Annotated in this window: 13 protein-coding genes; 3 read left to right on the plus strand and 10 right to left on the minus strand. The window is 72.8% G+C overall.

Going from position 1 to position 17,683, the window contains the following annotated elements:
• Positions 1–135: 135 nt before the first annotated feature.
• The 4 genes from PYR91_RS31110 to mshB form a co-directional block, all read right to left on the minus strand.
• On the minus strand, positions 136–1,401 hold the full coding sequence (locus tag PYR91_RS31110; RefSeq protein ID WP_279785642.1) for a hypothetical protein: 1,266 nt from the start codon (positions 1,399–1,401) through the stop codon (positions 136–138).
• Between the two features lie 408 nt (positions 1,402–1,809).
• On the minus strand, positions 1,810–2,259 hold the full coding sequence (locus PYR91_RS31115) for a hypothetical protein (RefSeq protein ID WP_279785644.1): 450 nt from the start codon (positions 2,257–2,259) through the stop codon (positions 1,810–1,812).
• An 80-nt stretch (positions 2,260–2,339) separates the two neighbouring features.
• Positions 2,340–2,804 carry a DUF6113 family protein gene (locus PYR91_RS31120; protein WP_279785646.1) on the minus strand — a complete coding sequence of 155 codons (465 nt, stop codon included), beginning with the start codon at positions 2,802–2,804 and terminating at the stop codon, positions 2,340–2,342.
• 11 nt (positions 2,805–2,815) lie between these two features.
• On the minus strand, positions 2,816–3,724 hold the full coding sequence (mshB, locus tag PYR91_RS31125) for an N-acetyl-1-D-myo-inositol-2-amino-2-deoxy-alpha-D-glucopyranoside deacetylase (RefSeq protein ID WP_279785647.1): 909 nt from the start codon (positions 3,722–3,724) through the stop codon (positions 2,816–2,818).
• Between the two features lie 70 nt (positions 3,725–3,794).
• Here mshB and PYR91_RS31130 point away from each other — a divergent pair, with 70 nt between their 5' ends.
• Positions 3,795–5,906, plus strand: coding sequence for a prolyl oligopeptidase family serine peptidase (locus PYR91_RS31130; RefSeq protein ID WP_279785649.1), 2,112 nt, complete (start codon positions 3,795–3,797; stop codon positions 5,904–5,906).
• A 185-nt stretch (positions 5,907–6,091) separates the two neighbouring features.
• Here the strand turns inward: PYR91_RS31130 and PYR91_RS31135 are convergent, their stop codons facing one another.
• The 4 genes from PYR91_RS31135 to PYR91_RS31150 all read right to left on the minus strand — a co-directional run bounded on the left by PYR91_RS31135 (position 6,092) and on the right by PYR91_RS31150 (position 11,147).
• A complete protein-coding gene (locus tag PYR91_RS31135) occupies positions 6,092–7,957 on the minus strand; it encodes a DUF2264 domain-containing protein (protein ID WP_279785651.1) in 1,866 nt (621 codons plus the stop codon).
• Between the two features lie 81 nt (positions 7,958–8,038).
• A complete protein-coding gene (locus tag PYR91_RS31140) occupies positions 8,039–8,932 on the minus strand; it encodes a carbohydrate ABC transporter permease (RefSeq protein WP_279785653.1) in 894 nt (297 codons plus the stop codon).
• Positions 8,929–9,939: a sugar ABC transporter permease gene (locus PYR91_RS31145; RefSeq protein WP_279785655.1), complete on the minus strand. Its 1,011-nt coding sequence runs from the start codon at positions 9,937–9,939 to the stop codon at positions 8,929–8,931. The genes PYR91_RS31140 and PYR91_RS31145 overlap by 4 nt, the downstream gene beginning before the upstream one ends.
• A complete protein-coding gene (locus PYR91_RS31150; RefSeq protein WP_279785657.1) occupies positions 9,927–11,147 on the minus strand; it encodes an ABC transporter substrate-binding protein in 1,221 nt (406 codons plus the stop codon). Before PYR91_RS31150 ends, PYR91_RS31145 begins: the two co-directional genes overlap by 13 nt.
• Before the next feature lie 183 nt (positions 11,148–11,330).
• On the opposite strand from PYR91_RS31150, the gene PYR91_RS31155 reads away from it, so the two are divergent.
• Both PYR91_RS31155 and PYR91_RS31160 read left to right on the plus strand, forming a co-directional pair.
• A complete protein-coding gene (locus PYR91_RS31155; protein ID WP_279785659.1) occupies positions 11,331–12,518 on the plus strand; it encodes an ROK family protein in 1,188 nt (395 codons plus the stop codon).
• A gap of 127 nt (positions 12,519–12,645) precedes the next feature.
• Entirely contained in the window at positions 12,646–13,455 is an 810-nt protein-coding gene (locus PYR91_RS31160) for a sugar phosphate isomerase/epimerase (RefSeq protein WP_279785661.1), read from the plus strand.
• A gap of 338 nt (positions 13,456–13,793) precedes the next feature.
• Here the strand turns inward: PYR91_RS31160 and PYR91_RS31165 are convergent, their stop codons facing one another.
• A complete protein-coding gene (locus tag PYR91_RS31165; protein ID WP_279785663.1) occupies positions 13,794–15,716 on the minus strand; it encodes an ABC transporter ATP-binding protein in 1,923 nt (640 codons plus the stop codon).
• Between the two features lie 2 nt (positions 15,717–15,718).
• Positions 15,719–17,521: an ABC transporter ATP-binding protein gene (locus tag PYR91_RS31170; RefSeq protein ID WP_279785665.1), complete on the minus strand. Its 1,803-nt coding sequence runs from the start codon at positions 17,519–17,521 to the stop codon at positions 15,719–15,721.
• Positions 17,522–17,683: the final 162 nt, after the last annotated feature.

Below are 17,683 nucleotides of genomic sequence, written 5' to 3' on the forward strand. Positions count from 1 at the left end.
CCCGGCCCGGCCCCGCCGCGCGGCCGGGCCCCCGGGGGGGGGGGGGCGCCGTGGGGGGGGGGGGGGCGCCCCCCCCCCCCCCACCGAGGGCTGTCAGCCGGTCACCGGTCAGCCGGTGACGATCCGCTCAGCCGGTCAGCCGGTGATGATCGTGATTCCGGGGAACGCGGTGGTCGCGTTGCTCCAGGGCGCGTAGTACATGCGCCAGGCGCAGATGCGGCCGGTGGTGACGTAGCCGGTGCAGGCCACGGCGGTGTTGCCGTCGATCGCCGTGTTGACGCCCGCCGCGTACACCTGGAGGGTGTTGTTGGGGTTGACGACCTCGACGGAGCCGCCGCTGTCGCCCTGGCCGACGGCGTTGGTGCCGTTGACCTGCTCCGCGTGGACGGTGCCGAAGATCAGGTAGCCGACGTTGATGGTGACGTTGACCGTCTTGACCTGGATGTTGCAGTTGGTGCCGGAGTAGGCGCCGGAGGTGCAGATCCACATGCCGACGACGCTGCCCGAGGTGCCGATCACCGGGTTGCTGAACTCGCTGGGCGGCGGGCTGCCGGGAGTGTTGTTGAACACCCGGCCGGCCGACGTCCCGTTGATCAGCAGCACGTCGCGGCTGTTGTTGTCATGGGAGATGGGGCCGATGACCTGGCCGGTCGGGTCGGTGGCGGTCTGCGGCACGTCACCGCAGTGGCCGGCCGAGAGCATCCGGCTGACGCCGCCGTAGCTGACGGCGAAGCCGGTGGAGCAGCCGCCGCCGGTGCTGGCGTTGCGCCAAGCGCCGCCGCCCCACCAGGGCGGGGAGTCGTCCCACCGGGTGGCGAGCTGCGGGCGGACGCCGGCCTCGACCGTGACCGGCACGGCCGCGTCGGCGAGCGCGGAGTTGGCGGCGAAGCCGCCGGCGGTGCCGACGGTGAGGCCGCTGCCGTCGGGCTTGGCCGCGACCGAGGTGATGGCGCTGCCGGCCTTGCGGATCAGCCGGTTGCCCTCACGCTCCAGCTCGCGCGCCGAGTACGACGCGGGCAGGACGCTGACCGGGACGCCGGCGCGCAGTTCGCCGACGAGCTTGCCGATCTTCTTGGGGACGTCGCCCTTCCAGTAGACGCGCAGTTCACGGTTCTCGGGGGCGGCGACGACGCCGGCGTAGCCGGCACCGCCCGCGGCGGTGACCCGCTCGGCGGCCTTGACCAGCCGCTCCTGGGTGGCGAGCAGTTCCTGCCACGACCCGAAGCCGCCGGGGACGGCGCCGGTGTGCTCGACCGCCTGGGCGCGCAGGTCCTTGCCGGGGTCCAGCTCGGCGACGGCGGGGGACCCGCCGAGTGCCGCGAGCACGAGCACGCCACCGAGGGCGGTCGCCGCACGCAGGGAGAAACGCTTCTTTCGATCGACGGACTGGGGGGTTATCACGCGGTTTTTCCTCCTTGGCCCACATTGAGGGGGACCAGAGTTGTATTTCACAGGTTCAAAGCGTCAATCAACGGGTTGACACGATGTTCGACCGATGGTAATCGCGACTTTTACTCTGCCCTTATGGCGGAGTTCCGGGCGGGATGTTATGGCGTCCAGCATGCGGACACCCTGGTCGTAGGCCCACTACCTGCGTTAAACAACCGCTTATTTTGTGAATTGATCCCTTGGCGAGCAAAGAGGTCCCATGTCCGCTTGTGGCCAGGAGAAGAAAACGGGAACGGTCGGAACCTGCACACAGGATCGGCCAATACACCGACCCGCTAAAGGCGGAATACCCCCAGCTCAACCGGCAAAGATGAGCCTGCGGATAAAAGATTCACATCACGAGAGAGCGGACGGTGAGTGCTAGCCGGGGAGTCCGGCGCCGCCCGCCCGGCGCCGCCCGCGCCTCCATCGGGACGGGTGGCGGGGATAGCCCCCCTCGTCCAGATCCGCGAGCCGCTCGAAGACGTTCCACGAGGCGGGATGGCCGCAGACCACGACCGAGAACACCACCGCCAGCACGTAGAGCGGCAGCAGCGGGAGGCCGGCGCAGCAGGCCCACTGGGTGGCGTGCCGGGCCTCGTGCCGCAGGAGCGCACCGGTGAGGTAGCCCTCCCCGTGGGCGGTCAGCACCACGTTGCCGACCGTGAAGGCCCCGGCGACCGGGAAGCGGATGCGGTAACCGTAGGCGTGGATGAGGCCGTGCTCGCCGCGCCGGAGCCTGGCGCGCCCGATCAGCGCGATGAGCAGTCCGAGCGGCGTCGAGAGGTTGGCGTAGTTGATCACCGACCTCGCGCGATGCCGTGGGCGCATGCCCCGATTGTCACCCCGGGGCGCCCTGACGGCACGGTGCGGAAGGTGTCCCCCGGCGGACGTGCCGGAGGATCCCCCGGCTACGCCGACCTGCCGTCGGAGACGTCCACCGGGCGCCGCCTGCCGTACGCGCCCTGGTGCAGCAGCCAGGAGGTGGAGGAGGGGATGAGCAGGACGGCCACCACCAGGGCCAGCGCGCCGCCCAGCAGGAACCAGTAGCCCGGAGCGTCACCCGCGATCACCAGGTCGCCCTCGGACTTGCGGGTGGAGAACAGCAGGGCCACCAGCATCCAGCCGAGGCCCGGGACGAACGCGCCCAGCCTGGTGCCCATCAGCCGCCCGGCGGAGTACAGCAGCCCGAACAGCAGCAGGGTCAGCACGATCGGGATCGGCGGCACGGGCTCCCACAGGTTCCAGGAGTGCTCGAAGCCGGAGACGACGCCGAAGACGGCGCCCAGCACGAAGAGCACGCCGTACGCCGCGCCGGCGACGGCGGTGGCGGTGTAGGCCCCCCGCTCGGCGCCCTCGACCTGCTCCTCCTCCATGCTCAGCAAGGCTAGCCGACCCCCACGAAGAGATCGTCTTCGCGGTCGTGGGGCTCGCCGAGGCCCCAGTCGCCGGTGGACGGGCCCTCGGCGGCGGGCCCGCGTGCGCCGGCCTTGAGGATGTAGTGCTCGACGCCGAGGCCGTCCATGCCGAGCCTGTCGGCCAGCACGAACCAGGGGGCGTCCAGGGCGATCTGCGAGCGGTGGGCGCGCATGGCGTCCAGCTTCGCCGCCGCGAACGGGCGGGCGTCGACCTCGGTGGTGATCTCCTCGTCGGGCGAGCCGAAGGGCGGCACGTCGGCGGCGTCCTCGGTCAGGAAGTCGAGGTCGGTGCCGCGCATCGACGCGGCGACGCGCCTGATGAAGCTTCTGGGCATCGCGGTGAAGTAGAACTTGGCGACCTGCCAGGGCTCGCCCTCGCCGAACGAGGGGTCGGCCGCCAGCTCGAACGCCCGCCACGAGACGCGGTACGCCTGGATGTGGTCGGGGTGGCCGTAGAAGCCGTTCTCGTCGTAGGTCACGAGCACCTGGGGACGGACCTCGCGGATGATCGCCACCAGCTCGCCGGCCGCCTCGTCGAGGTCGGCCCGCCAGAACGCCTGGGGGTGGTCGTTGGTGGGCAGGCCCATCATGCCGGAGTCGCGCCAGCGGCCGGGGCCGCCGAGGAAACGGTGGTCCTTGACGCCGAGGGCCTCGCAGGCGGCGTCCAGCTCGCCGACGCGGTGCGGGCCGAGCCTGTCCTCCCGGTCGACGGCCAGATGGGCCAGGTCGGGGACGACGACCTCGCCCTCCTCGCCGAGCGTGCAGGTCACCAGCGTCACCTGGGCGCCCTCGGCGGCGTACTTCGCCATCGTCGCGCCTGTGGCGATGGACTCGTCGTCGGGGTGGGCGTGCACGAGAAGCAAGCGACGGTCAGCCATGCACCGAGGTTATCCCCAGCCCCAAGCAAGGGGCATGGCGCCCTCATGGCGGCCTGGCAGGATGAGGGGCATGAGTGAGAGCTTCCCGCGCATGTACGCAAGGACCCGCCGATTCACGCTCGGAGTGCCCCGGGGCTTCACGATCGCCCCCGGGGGCGACCGCGTCGTCTTCCTGCGCAGCCGGTCGGGCACCGATCCGGTGACCAGCCTGTGGGAGCTCGACCTCGGTTCCGGCGTCGAGCGCCTGGTGCTCGACCCCGCCCGCCTCGGCGCCGACGACGAGCACCTGCCCGCCGAGGAGCGCGCCCGCCGCGAGCGCGCCCGCGAGCAGGGCGGCGGCGTGGTGGCCTACACCACCGACGCGGCGGTGACCTCCGCCGCCTTCGCGCTGTCGGGCGGGCTGCACGTGGTCGAGCTCGCCTCGGGCGAGGTCCGGCGGTTCGACACGCCGGGCGCGGTGATCGACCCCCGGCTGTCGCCCGACGGCACCCGGGTGGCGTACGTCACCGGGGGCGCGCTGCACGTGCTGGAGCTCGCCTCGGGCGATGACCGCACGCTGGCCGCCCCCGAGGCCGAGGGCGTGACGTACGGCCTGGCCGAGTTCGCCGCCGCCGAGGAGTTCGACCGCCTGCGCGGCCACTGGTGGTCGCCCGACGGCACGGCGCTGCTGGCCGAGCGCGCCGACGTGTCGCCCGTGCAGACCTGGCACATCGCCGATCCCGCTAACCCCTCGCGCCCGCCGGTCTCCGTGGCCTACCCGGCGGCGGGCACGCCGAACGCCGTGGTCGAGCTGGTGATCCTCGGTCTCGACGGGTCGCGCACGGCCGTGCCCTTCGACGACGAGTACCTGATCTCCGCCTCGTGGGGCCACCAGGGCCCGCTGATCGTCACCATGCCGCGCGACCAGAAGACCGTCCGGGTCCTGTCGGCCGATCCCGCCACGGGCTCCACCGAGCTCCTGGGCGAGGATTGCGACGACGCCTGGGTGGAGGCCGCGTCCGGCGTGCCGGCTCGCCTTGACGACGGCACCCTGGTGTGGGTGGCCGACTCCGAGGGCGCCCGCCGGCTGCTCATCGGCGGCGTCCCCGTCAGCCCGCCCAACCTCCAGGTGCGCGAGGTGCTGGGCGTCGACGGCGGCACCGTCCTGTTCCGGGCGAGCACCGACCCCACCGAGATCCACCTGTTCACCTGGGCGCGCGCAGCCTCCTCGCCGGCGGCCGGCGGCGACCGGCCCGCCGGGGTGGTGTCGCTGGTGACCTCCGAGCCGGGGGTGCACACCGGCCGGCTCGCCGGGGGCACGCTGGTGACGGCCGTCCAGACCCTCGACGGCCCGGGCACCGCCGTCTGGGTCCGGCGCGGCGAGAAGCGCCTGCCCATCGCCTCGCTGGCCGAGCGCCCGCGCCTGGAACCCCGCGTCGCGCTGGTGCGCACCGGCGAGCGCGACCTGTCGACCGCCGTCCTGCTGCCCAGCGGGCACGTGCCCGGCTCCCGGCGCCTGCCCGTCCTCATGGATCCCTACGGCGGGCCGCACGCCCAGCGGGTGACGGCCTCGGGCCGCACCTACCTGGAGCCGCAGTGGTTCGCCGACCAGGGGTTCGCGGTCATCGTCGCCGACGGCCGGGGCACGCCCGGGCGCGGCCCGGCCTTCGAGCGCGAGATCCAACACGACCTCGCCGGCCCGGTGCTGGACGACCAGGTGGACGCCCTGCACGGCGCCGCCCGCCTCTACCCCGACGACCTCGACCTCGGGCGTGTGGCTATCAAGGGCTGGTCCTTCGGCGGCTTCCTCGCGGCGCTGGCGGTGCTGCGCAGGCCCGACGTCTTCCACGCCGCGATCGCCGGCGCCCCGGTCACCGACTGGCGCCTGTACGACACCGCCTACACCGAGCGTTACCTGGGCCATCCCGACGAGCACCCGGAGGCCTACGAGCGCTCCTCCCTGCTGGCCGACGCCGCGCGCCCGGAGAAGCTCGAACGCCCCCTGCTGCTCATCCACGGCCTGGCCGACGACAACGTCGTGGCCGCGCACACCCTCAGGCTCTCCTCGGCCCTGCTCGCGGCGGGCCGCCCGCACACCGTGCTTCCGCTGTCGGGCGTCACCCACATGACCCCCCAGGAGGTCGTCGCCGAGAACCTCCTGCTGCTCCAGGTCGACTTCCTCAGGAAGTCCCTGGACGCCTGAGCGCGGCGTAGACCCCGGGCGCGACAGACCTCGCGCCCGGGACAGCGCTCACTCCGGGCGCGGCAGACCTCTGCGACCCCCGGGTGTCACCGGATGCCTGTGCGCGCTCACTCCAGGCCGACGGCCCGCTCGGTGAGGACGGCACGCGCCCCCGCGCGGTGGGAGTGGCCGGATGCTGTGCGCGCTCACTCCAGGCCGACGGCGCGCTCGGTGGTGAGTGCGTCCAGCAGGCGGGGCGCGTCGGGTGATCTGTGCCGGGCGAGCAGCTCGGCCACGGCGTCCCAGCCGGGGCGGGCCGGCCAGGGGGCGGCCGGTCTCGGGTGGGCCATGCCGAGCACCGCGCAGGTCAGGTTGTGGGTGCCGGGTTCGTGCGTGGCGAGCAGGGTGGGGATCACCGTGCGCGGCGAGAGCACGTTCGTGCCGGGCAGGGCCTGCACGAGGCTGCCCTCGCGCTCGCCGGCCAGGTCCTCGATCAGGCACGCCCCCGCCGGCGACTCCACGCGGGCGTGCCCGGCGCCGGTTTCGAAGCGGTGGAAGGGCAGGTCGCGGTTGAGCGCGAAGCCGCCCTCGGCCGACCGCAGGGCCCGGCCGGTGGTCACGCGGTGCACGCGGATGTGCCAGGGCGGGTAGGCGATCAGCCAGGTCTCCACCTCCACCTCCGGCCAGGGCGTCCACCGCGAGCGCAGTAGACCGTCGCAGGCCTCGGCGTCGGCCGGCACCTCGCACGGGCGCCAGTGGATCCCGTCCTCGCTGAACGCGAGGGTGCTGTCCAGGGCCGCCTGCTCCAGGCCGTAGGAGCCGCTGGGCACGCTGAAGCCGAACGACGTGGAGTAGGCGAACTTCGCGTACTTCGCGGCGCCGCCGCGCACCCACGTGTGGTGCTGGCGGGCGCTGAGCATGACGACGTGCCGGCCCTCCTCGCAGCGCATCAGCGTGACGCCCGCCTCGGGCTGGGTGCTGACCTCCGGCAGGTGGGGCGCGTCCTGCTCCGGCGACGTCCAGAAGGGGTGGTCTGCGGGCACGGCGAGCGGCAGGAACGCCTTGAACGCCCAGTAGGGCGAGCCGGGCCCGTTGTACTGCTCCATGAGCGCGGGCTGGGCGTAGCCGTACCCCAGGGTGAGCAGCCCGCCGGGGTCGGTGATCGGCTGCCGCAGCCACCAGCGCAGGTGCCGCATGAGGTGGCCCTTGACGGTGCCCCACGGCAGCGCCTCCACGTCGGCGAACGCCAGCGCGCCCCAGAACGCGCCCTGCGCGAAGCGGTAGGTCAGGCTGCGGCCGAACGGCACGGCGGCCCCGTCGGAGGTGAACCAGTGCTCGAAGTCGAGCGCGAAGGCGCGGGCGCGCTCGCGGAACCGCGCGGCCCGGGCGGCGTCGCGGTCGCCGGCCAGCGCCGCGTACAGCAGGCCGTAGTAGTGCATCGCGAAGGGGACGTAGTAGTCGCGCTGGGCGGTGGGGCCGTCGCTGTACCAGCCCCGGCCGAGCGCGAACGATTCCAGCCGGTCGAGCCGGGCGGCGTTGGGGGCCGGGTCGTGCGCGACCCCGACGCGCGCGAGCCCGAGCCCGACGACCACCGGGAAGAACTGCCAGTTGTTGTCGACGGGCTCGGCCGCCATGGCGTTGAGCAGCCACGACCGTACGTTGTCACGCTCCCGCCCGCTCAGCGGGTCCCAGACGTGCTCGGGCGCCAGGGCCAGGGCGAGGCCGAGCGCGGCGGTCTCGACCAGGCGCTGGTCGATGTCGGTCACCGCGCCCCAGAACTCCTCGTGCCGGGGGTCGGTGCCCGCCGCGAGGCCGCGGCGCCACAACTCCCAGTGCTCGTGGGAGCCGCCGCCCGCCGCGAGCGGCGCGAGCCCCCACAGCGGGCGGGCGAACGCCTCCAGCTCGGCGGCGGCGTCCACGTAGTGCGCGGCGTTGCCGCCCAGCCGCAGCCGGGCCGCGCCGGGGCTGAAGTGCGCGATCAGCGGCTCGGTCAGCTCGCGTACGAGCCGTGCCATGTCCTCGCGGGTGCTCGGCACGGCGGGCCCGACGCCGTCCATCCGCTGACTCTCCATCCGACTCCCCGTCGTCGACTCCGGTGCCCCGGTTACTTCGATGCTTCACTAAAAGCTCTGAAAATCAACCCCCGGTAGCCGTCAGGTCTTCAGACCGGTGAACGCGATGCCCTCCATGATGCGGCGCTGGAAGATCATCAGGACGATGATCACGGGGATCACGGCCAGCGCGGCACCGGCCATGATGTAGTACGCGCGCCCCGACTCGGTGCTGGCGAGCTGCTGCAGGGCGAGCGGCAGCGTGTACAGCTCGGGGTCGTTGAGCACCACGAGCGGCCACACCAGGTCGTTCCAGTGGAAGATGAAGCTGGTGATCGTGACGACCGCCAGCACCGGCTTCGACAGCGGCACGATGATGCGCCAGAAGATCTGCATCCGCCCGGCGCCGTCGATGAGCGCCGCCTCCTCCAGCTCGCCCGGCAGCGACATGAAGAACTGCCGCAGCAGGAAGATGTCGAGCACCGAGGCCACGTTGGGAATGATCAGCCCCCACCCGGAGTCGAACATGCCGAGCTCCTGGGTGACGTGGATGCGCGGCACCAGCAGGGTGATCGTCGGCACCATCATGCCGGCGAGCAGCACCACGAACAGCTTGTCCCTGCCCGGGAACGGGATGCGGGCGAAGGCGTACGCGGCCAGCGCGTCGATCAGCAGCTTGACGGGCACCAGGACCAGGCACACCCACACGCTGTTGAGGAACGCGCGGCCGAGGCCGCCGAGCTGCAGGACGTGCTCGTAGTTCTCCAGCGTGGGCGACCATTCGCCGGTCTTGCGATCCATCGGCAGCAGGTTCGGCACCTTGGTGTAGACGTCCGAGCCGTGCTTGAACGAGGTGGCGAGCATCCACAGGAACGGGACGACCGACACCAGGGCCAGCAGCACCAGCGCGACGTACACGGGGGTGAGCCGCACCTGCTTCGGGATGCCTCGCGCCCGCCGCGCACGGCCCGCCTGGGACGACCCGACGCTCGTCACGACGCCTCCTGCTTGATGAACTTGAACTGCAGCGCGGTGATGATCATGATGAAGACCAGCAGGATGAAGGACATCGCGCAGGCGGCGCCCATCGCGTCGTACCTGAACGCGTACAGGTAGAGGTGCAGCACGTAGGTCAGGCCCGACTGCTCGGGCCCGCCGGTCACGCTCCTGTTGCCGCCGCCGGAGAAGATGACGTACACCAGGCCGAACACCTGCAACGCCGCGATGACGCCGGTCACCGTCAGGTAGAACGTCGTGGGCCGCAGCATCGGCACGACGATCCTCCAGAACCGCTGCACCGGGCCCGCCCCGTCGACGATCGCCGCCTCGCGGATGGAGGACGGGATCCCCTTCAGGCCGGCCAGGTAGATGATCATGGAGATGCCGCACTGCCAGGCGGCGATGAAGGACAGGGCCGGGATCACCAGCTCGGGGGTGTTGAGCCAGTTCTGCCGGGGGATGCCGACCAGCCCGATCACGGTGTTGATCAGGCCGTACTGCGGGTCGTAGAGCCAGCGCCAGATCGCGCCGACGGCCGCCTCTGCGGTGACCACCGGTAGGAAGAGCAGCAGCCGGAAGACGTTCGCGCCCCGGCGGATCGTGTTGAGCAGCAGGGCCTGTGCCAGCGCCGCCATCAGCGTCAGCGGCACCGCGATGATCGTGTACTGCAGGCTGACCCGCACCGACTGCCAGAAGTGCGGGTACTTCACGTCGTCGAACAGCAGGTCGGCGTAGTTGGCGAAGCCGACCCAGTCGGGCGTCGTCCGCAGGTTCCAGTCGGTGAAGCTGTAGTACAGGGCCGCCAGGGCGGGATACAGGAGGAAGACGACGAAGTACACCAGCGCGGGAGCGATCAGCAGCCACGCGGTGACGCGGTCGCGCCACCGGACGCCCGGGCGGCGGCGCCGCCCGGGCTCGGGAGTCGCGGTGGGCCGGTCGACCGGCACCGGAGTCGCCGTGGTGATCTCTCCCCCGGCCGGCGGACTGCCGGTCAGCCGGTCCATCCGAGCAGGGCGCGGGTCTTGTCCGCCGCGTCGGTGAGGGCCTGCTGGGAGGTGGCCTTGCCGCTGAGCGCCGACTCGATCGCCGGGGCGATGATCTCGTCGTTGATCTGGATCCACTCGGGCACGGCCGGGCGGGCCTGAGCGACCTTGAGCTGCTCCAGGAAGGCCGCCTGGTCGGGGCCGAACGTCGCGGCGTCGCGCTCGGCCGCCGCGATGTTGGTCGGGAACCCGCCGAGCGCCTGCGCGAGCTGGGTGTTGTTGGTGGAGTTGGTCAGCCAGGCCAGCCACTTCCAGGCGATGTCGGCGTTCTTGCCCTTGCTGAACACCACCGCGTTCTCGCCGCCGATGTTGCCGGCGGGCTCGTTCTTGTACGGCAGCGGTGCGACGCTGAACTGCATGTCGGGGAACTGGTCCTTGATGGTGGCGACGTCCCACGGGCCGGAGATCATCATTCCGGCGAGGCCGTTCTGGAACGCCATGTCCGCGTCGGTGATCTCGCGGGGAGAGGACTTCAGCAGGTCGACCCAGAGCTGCAGCGCCTCGACGGCGGGAGGCTGGTCGAACAGGACCTTCTTCTCGTCGGCGTTCGCCATCTCGCCGCCGGCCGAGGCGACGAAGCCGGGCCACATCCAGCCGCCGTAGCCGTCGCCCTTGGGCACGACGATGCCCGCGACCTTCGAGTCCTTCTGGTGGATGCCCGCGGCCACCTGCTTCAGCTCGTCCCAGGTCTTGGGCGGCGTCGGCACGAGCTGCTTGTTGTAGAAGAGCCCGACCGTCGTGTGGTCGACCGGCACGCCGTACAGCTTGCCGTTGACGCGGTTGGTCGTCAGCGCGCCCTCGTAGAACGCCTTCTCGTCGACGGTGCCGGCCGGCACCTCCTTGATCGTGCTGTCAAGGGCGTAACGCGAGACGAGCGGCTGGTCGAGGATCCCGGCGTCGGGCACCGAGCCGCTGGCGAGGGCGCTGCCCAGCTTGGTGTTGTAGTCGTCCTTCGGGATCTTGACGATCTTGACGCTTACGCCGGGGTTCGCCTTCTCGAAGTCGGTGCGGATCTTCTCGACCACTTCGCCGGCCTGCGGCGTGCGGTCCTGGAACATCCAGTACGTCAGCGTCTTGTCAGCCGCGCCGCCCTCGGAGTCGCCGCCGCACGCGGCGAGCCCGGCGAGCAACGCTACGGCCGCGGCCGCTCCGGTCACTCTCCTGATCATGGTCGTCTCCTAGTCGGGGGGGTTGCACAGAAGATAATGTAAGTTTCGAAAAAAGATGAGAGCCCGCGGGAAACGCTTTGGTAACGCGAATGTGAGACGTTCCCAGGCCAGGTGTCCGCAGGTGACGGGCGACCCGCGTTCGGTTTCTGAACTAACATGGCGCCTGAATCGGGAGGTAGACCATTGGCCAGGCTCGAACGCAGGACGGTCCGCGATGTCCGTAAGGGCAACCGCGCGATGCTCCTGCGGACGCTCTACTTCACCGGTTCCGCGAGCCGCAACGACCTCATCCGGCTGACCGGGCTGAGCGCCGCGACCGTCAGCACCATGACCGGCGACCTCCTTGAGGAGTCGATCATCATGGAGGCCGGGCAGGTCGACTCCGACGGCGGGCGCCCGCGCGTCCTGCTGCGCGTCAACCCCACCTATGGGTACGCGGTCGGCGTCGACGTGGCCGAGACGCACGTCCGCGTCGAGCTGTTCGACCTTGAGATGAAGGAACGCGCCAAGGTCGACTACGCGCTGCGCCCCGCCCGGCACGACCCCGAGCTGGTCGCCCGCCACATCCTGGCGGGCATCGACGTCGTGCTCTCCGACGCCGGCGTCACCACCGGCCAGGTGCTCGGCGTCGGGGTCGGCGTGCCCGGCATAGTGCGGCGCGGGCCCGACTTCGTCATCCACGCCAAGACCTTCGGCTGGGACGGCGTGCCGTTCGGCACGCTCCTGAGCGCGGGCACCCCGCTTCCGCTGTACGTCGACAACGGCGCCAAGGCGATGGGGCAGGCCGAGCTGTGGTTCGGCTCGGGCCGGGGCGCGGGCAACGCCGTCATCGTGCTGATCGGCTCGGGCGTCGGCGCCACCGTCGTCTCCGACGGGGCCACGTTCCAGGGCGTGAGCAGCAGCGCCGGCGAGTGGGGGCACACCAAGATCATCGTTGGCGGGCGGCCCTGCCGGTGCGGCGGGCGTGGATGCCTGGAGGCCTACATCGGCGCCGAGGCCATCCTCGAACGCGCCGGGGTCTCCACGCAGACGACCGGCTGGCAGGAGGAGCTGGCCCGCGTGCTCGACTCCGGCTCCCCCGCGGTCGCGGAGACCGCCACCTACCTGGGCGTCGGGCTGGCCAACCTGGTCAACCTGCTCAACCCCGAGCGCATCGTCATCGGCGGCTGGGTCGGCCTGATGCTCGGCGAGCGACTGCTGCCCGAGATCCTCCAGGCCGCCGCCGAGAACTCCCTGGCTCAGCCGTACGCCGCGACGTCGATCGTGCTCGGCCGCCTGGGCCCCGACGCCGTCGCCCTGGGCGCCGCCACCCTCGTCCTGCGGAACTTCCTCGACGCCACCCCCGCCTCCCGCGTCACCGCCGCGGGATGACCCCTCCCCACGCCCCGGCGATGACGTCCCGTCCCCCCGTACCGGACACCCCCGGCCCGACGGGCACCCGCTCCGCCGAGCCCCGCCCCGCGGGGCCGCCGCCACGGGCCCGGCACCAGGCAGCGCGATGACGGCCTGGCCGCTGGCGGTGAGCACGCTCGGGCTGCCGGGGAGCGACCTGGCCGAGGCGTGCCGCGTCGCCGCGAGGGCCGGGTGCGCGGGGCTGGAGCTGCGAGCCCACCCCGACACCGGTGTGCACGTCGGCATGTCCGCGCGGGAACGCGCGCGTGCCCGCGACGTGCTCGCCGACGCGGGCCTGGTCGCGCTCGCCGTCGCCGGGTACACCCGCGTCGCCGCCCCGGCGCCCGACGCGGACGTCCTGGACTCCCTGCGCGCCGAGATCACCCTCGCCGCCGACCTCGGCGCCCGCCACCTGCGTGTCTTCCCCGGCGGTGACCCGGAGACCCAGACGGACGACCCGGACGCCGAGCGGGCGGCGCGGCGGCTGCGCGCGGTCGCCGGGCAGGCGGGGGAGGCAGGGGTGCGGGTGCTGGTGGAGACGCACGACTCCCACGCCACGGGCCGCCGGGTGCGGCACCTGCTGGAGGCGGCGGCCGTGCCCGAGGTCACCGGGGCGATCTGGGACGTCCTGCACCCGTGGCGGCACGGCGAGGACCCGCCGGACACCCTGGCCGCCCTCGGCGACCACCTCGGCTACGTGCAGATCAAGGACGCCGTCTCGGCCACCGACACCACCCCCGTCCCCCTGGGCACCGGAAGCGTCCCGCTCCCCCGGATCCAGCGCCTCCTGGCCGACCACCGCTACAACGGCTGGATCTCCCTGGAGTGGGAACGCACCTGGTACCCCCACGTCCCCCCGGTCACCGCCATCCTCCCCGCCGCCCTGACCTGGTCCCAAGCCCTCCCACCCCGCTGACCCGGCGCCGCCGGCCGTCCGAGGATCGGTCTCCCGTCCTCCAGGTGAGGTGTTCGTCCGGCCGTCCCTGAAATGGCGCCTTCGGCCCAGCCTTCCAGGGCGCCCCTCATTCAGCCCCTTCGCCCGCCGTCGCGCTGGTGGCAGGTCGCCCGCGCGACGGTGAATGGTGGGCAGGGCGAGAGTCGCCCTTGAGAAGGGCGCGCCGAAGGCACCATTTCAGGGACGGCCCTCCGATCGAAGACGGTCCGGGGACGGCTCCTGGATCAGTGACGACCGCTGGGTGGGCGCTACCGCGGGGGCACCTGGCTCACCCCCCGGCGGACGGTGGGGTGAGCCAGTTAGCGGGAGGTGCCGTGCCAGCTTTGCCAGAGGGCGGCGTAGGGGCCTTCGGCCGCCACCAGCTCCTCGTGGGAGCCGAGTTCGGTGATGCGGCCGTTCTCGACGACGGCCACGCGGTCGGCGTCGTGCGCGGTGTACAGGCGGTGCGCGATGGCGATCACCGTGCGGCCCTGCAGGACGGCGGCGAGCGAGCGTTCCAGATGCCGGGCCGCGCGGGGGTCGATGAGCGAGGTGGCCTCGTCGAGGACCAGCGTGTGCGGGTCGGCGAGCACCAGCCGGGCGAGGGCCACCTGCTGCGCCTGCGCGGGCGAGACCGCGAGGCCGCCCGAGCCGACGACGGTGCCGAGGCCGTCCGGCAGGGCTTCGACCCACTCCCAGGCGTCCACCGCCCGCAGCGCCCCCGTGACCTCGTCGTCCCCGGCGCCGGGGCGGCCGATGAGCACGTTGTCGCGCACGGTGCCCCGGAACACGTGGTGCTCCTGGGTGACCAGCGCGACGTGCCCGCGCAGCTCGTCGAGCGGAAGGTCGACCAGCGGCACTCCCCCGACGGTGACCGCGCCGGTGCGCGGGCCGTGGATGCCCGCCAGCAGCCGGCCCAGCGTCGACTTGCCGGCGCCGGACGGGCCCACCATGGCGAGCCGCTCGCCCGGGGCGAGGTCCAGCGAGACGCCGTGCAGCACGTCGCGGCCCTCGCGGTAGGCGTAGCGCACGTCGTCGGCGACGATGGCCTCGCCGTCGGGGCGGCGCGCGCCGGGCGCGCGGTCGTCGGGCACGTTGGCCACGCCCAGCAGGCGCGCCATGGACGCGCCGCCGACCTGCAGCTCGTCGACCCACGACAGGAAGCGGTCGAGCGGGTCGATGAGCTGCTGCACGTACAGCGTGGCGGCGGTGACCTGGGCCAGCGACACCCACCCGTTCAGGTGGAACAGGCCGCCGGCCAGCAGCGTGGCCACGACGGGCAGGACGTAGCCGAACTCGACGGCGGGGAACCACACCGTGCGCAGGCTCAGCGTGTAGCGCTCGGCGGCCCACGACCGCGCGATGTCGGTGTCGGTGCGCTCGTGCCTGCGGCGCTGCAGGTTGTAGGCCTCGACGGTCCTCGCGCCCTCGACGGTCTCGCTGAGCCCTGCGGTCATCTCCGCGTACGCGGCGTTCTCGCGCAGGTAGCCGTCCCTGGCCCGCTTGAGGTACCAGCGGGTGGAGATCCAGATCAGCGGGACGGCGACCAGCGCGGGCAGCATCAGCAGCGGGCCCACGAGCAGCAGCGCGCCGAGCACGAACGCGCCCGCGACCACGGCGATCAGGGTCTCCGGGACGGCGTGCCGCACCGTGCGCGACAGCGCGTCGACGTCGCGGGAGGTGCGGGTCACGAGGTCGCCGGTGCCCGCGCGCTCGACCGTGGACAGCGGCAGGGCGAGCACGCGGTCGACGAACTCCTCGCGCAGCTCCGCCAGCACCTTCTCGCCCAGCTTGGCCGAGGCGTACACGGCGAACCGGATCAGGACGGCCTGGACCAGGATGAAGCCCGCGATGGTGAGCACGACCACGTCGACGTCGACGCCGCTGCCGTCGCGGACCCCCTGCACCAGATCGCCGAGCAGCCGGGGGCCGGCCAGCCCCGCGACCGCCGCCAGGCCGTGCAGGCCGAGCGCGACGCCGAGCCGGCGCGGGTACTTCAGCGTCAGCCGCCGCGCGTACGCCCGTACCTGCGCCTGGTCGGCGACGGGCAGGATGCGCGTGGGGTCGCCGCCGGCCGCCGCCGGGCCGGGTGCCGCACCCGCCGGGGACGCGCCCGCCGGGGACGCGGCCGGGGCCCGGCCGTCGACGGCCGGGCCGGCCTGCCCGCCCGGGGACGCGGTCAGCGGGTCGCCGGGCTTCGCCTGCCCCGTGGAGGGGGAGGTCGTGCCGGTGGTGTCGTCCATGCCTAGTCCTCCCCTCGGGTGACGGTCGCGCGGTAGGCGGGGGCGGACGCGAGCAGGGCCCGGTGGGAGCCCTCGGCGCGTACCAGGCCGCCGTCGATGAAGATCACGTGGTCGGCCCGGTCGAGGACCAGCGGGCTGGTCGTGCAGACCAGCGTGGTGCGTCCGAGGCGGGCCTTGCCGAGCCGCTCGGCGATGCGCGCCTCGGTGTGGGCGTCGACCGCGCTGGTGGGCTCGACCAGCACCAGCACCTCGGGGTCGGCGAGCAGGGCGCGCGCCAGCCTCAGGCGCTGCTGCTGGCCGCCGGAGAACTCGCGGCCGGCCTCGGCCACGTGCGACTCCAGGCCCTCGGGCAGCGCCTCGACGACGTCCTCGGCGCAGGCCGTGTGCAGCGCGTGCGCCAGGTCGTCCTCCGACGCCGAACCGGTGACGTCGAGCTGGTCGCGCAGCCGCCCGGTGAACAGCCGGGCGGCGTTGTCGGCCACCAGGACGCGCCCGCGCACCTCGGCCAGCGGCAGATCGCGGAGCTGGACGCCGCCGAAGGTGACGTCGGCGGGGACGTAGTGCCCGAGCCGGTCGGCGACGGTGACGGCCTCCTCGGGGGTCGTGCCGGCCAGGGCGGTGAACCGCCCGCACCGCACGGTGACGCCCGAGGCGGTGTCCACCAGGTCGCCGCCGGGCGTGGTGTCGCCGGCCCGCTCGCCGCCGCGCGGGGCGGCGGAGGTCTCCTGGCCGGCGCCGTGGGCGGCCTCGCGGTTTCCGCCGCGTGTGCCGGCGGCTGACGCCTGGTCGCCCCGGGGTGCGGGCGCGCCGGTGATCTCGGGGTCCAGGGCGAGGATGCGGACGACGCGACGCGCGGCCACGTGGCCCTTGGTGAGCTTGTCGGCGGCCTCCGTCAGGGTGCGCAGCGGGCCTATCAGGAACAGCGCGTAGCCGTAGAAGGCGACGAGCTGGCCGACGGTGATCGCGCCGTCCTGGGCCAGGTGGGCTCCGCGCCAGGTGACGAACGCCACCAGTATCCCGGGCAGCAGGAGCTGCGCCCCCTCCAGGGCGGCGTCGATCGAGGCGACCCGCACCCCGGCGTGCCGCACCTTCTGGGACTCCTCGCGGTAGCGGTCGGCGAAGACCCGCTCGCCGCCGATGCCGCGCAGCACCCGCAGGCCCGCCACGATGTCGGAGGCGCGGGTGGCGAGATCGCCCTGAAGGTCGCGCTGCCGGTGCTGCCTGCGGTGCAGCGGGCGCAGCAGCGGGGCGACCGCCAGTGCCATCAGCGGCACGCCGACCAGCACGATCAGGCCGAGCTGCGGCGAGGTGCCGAGCAGGATGACGGTGACCGTGCCGATCGCGACGACCGAGCCGCTGCCGCGCAGCAGGATGTCCATGGAGTTGCCGATGTGGGCGATGTCGGAGTTGCCGACGCTGATCACCTCACCGGTGGAGAGCAGCTTCGGCAGCGTCGCGCCCAGCCGGGTGGCCTGCCGGGCGGTCACCTGCACCGTGCGGTAGGCGGCGCCCAGCCAGGTGTAGACCGCGAACCGGTGGCGCATGATGCCGCCGAAGGCCGTGACGCTGCCGAGGCCGAGCAGCACGGCCGACCAGCGGACGAGCCCTTCGGCGTCCTCGGCGGTGAGGCTGTCGATCGCGCGGCCGATGACCGCGGGCACCAGCGCCTGCGCCAGATACCACAGCACCGCGTACCCGATGCCGATCAGCAGCGGCCCCTTCTGCCCGCGCGCGATCCACCACAGGTACCGGAAAGGGCTGCGGGCATCGGGCACGCCGGGATCGGCGACGGGAAGGGAGCGCATAGGCCTTCAAGGCTGTCGCACCCGAGGTGGGCCCGGCAAACCATTTATCCAGCCTCCACGCGGCGGCACCAGCGAAAACACGCGGCGCCGCCGGGTCCGTCGCAGATCTTCCCGCGCACGCGCGTCAACCAAGGTTGACACCGGATGGGCGTCAACCTATAT

The organism is Sphaerisporangium sp. TRM90804 (assembly GCF_029846175.1).
In the GTDB taxonomy this organism is placed as follows: domain Bacteria; phylum Actinomycetota; class Actinomycetes; order Streptosporangiales; family Streptosporangiaceae; genus Sphaerisporangium.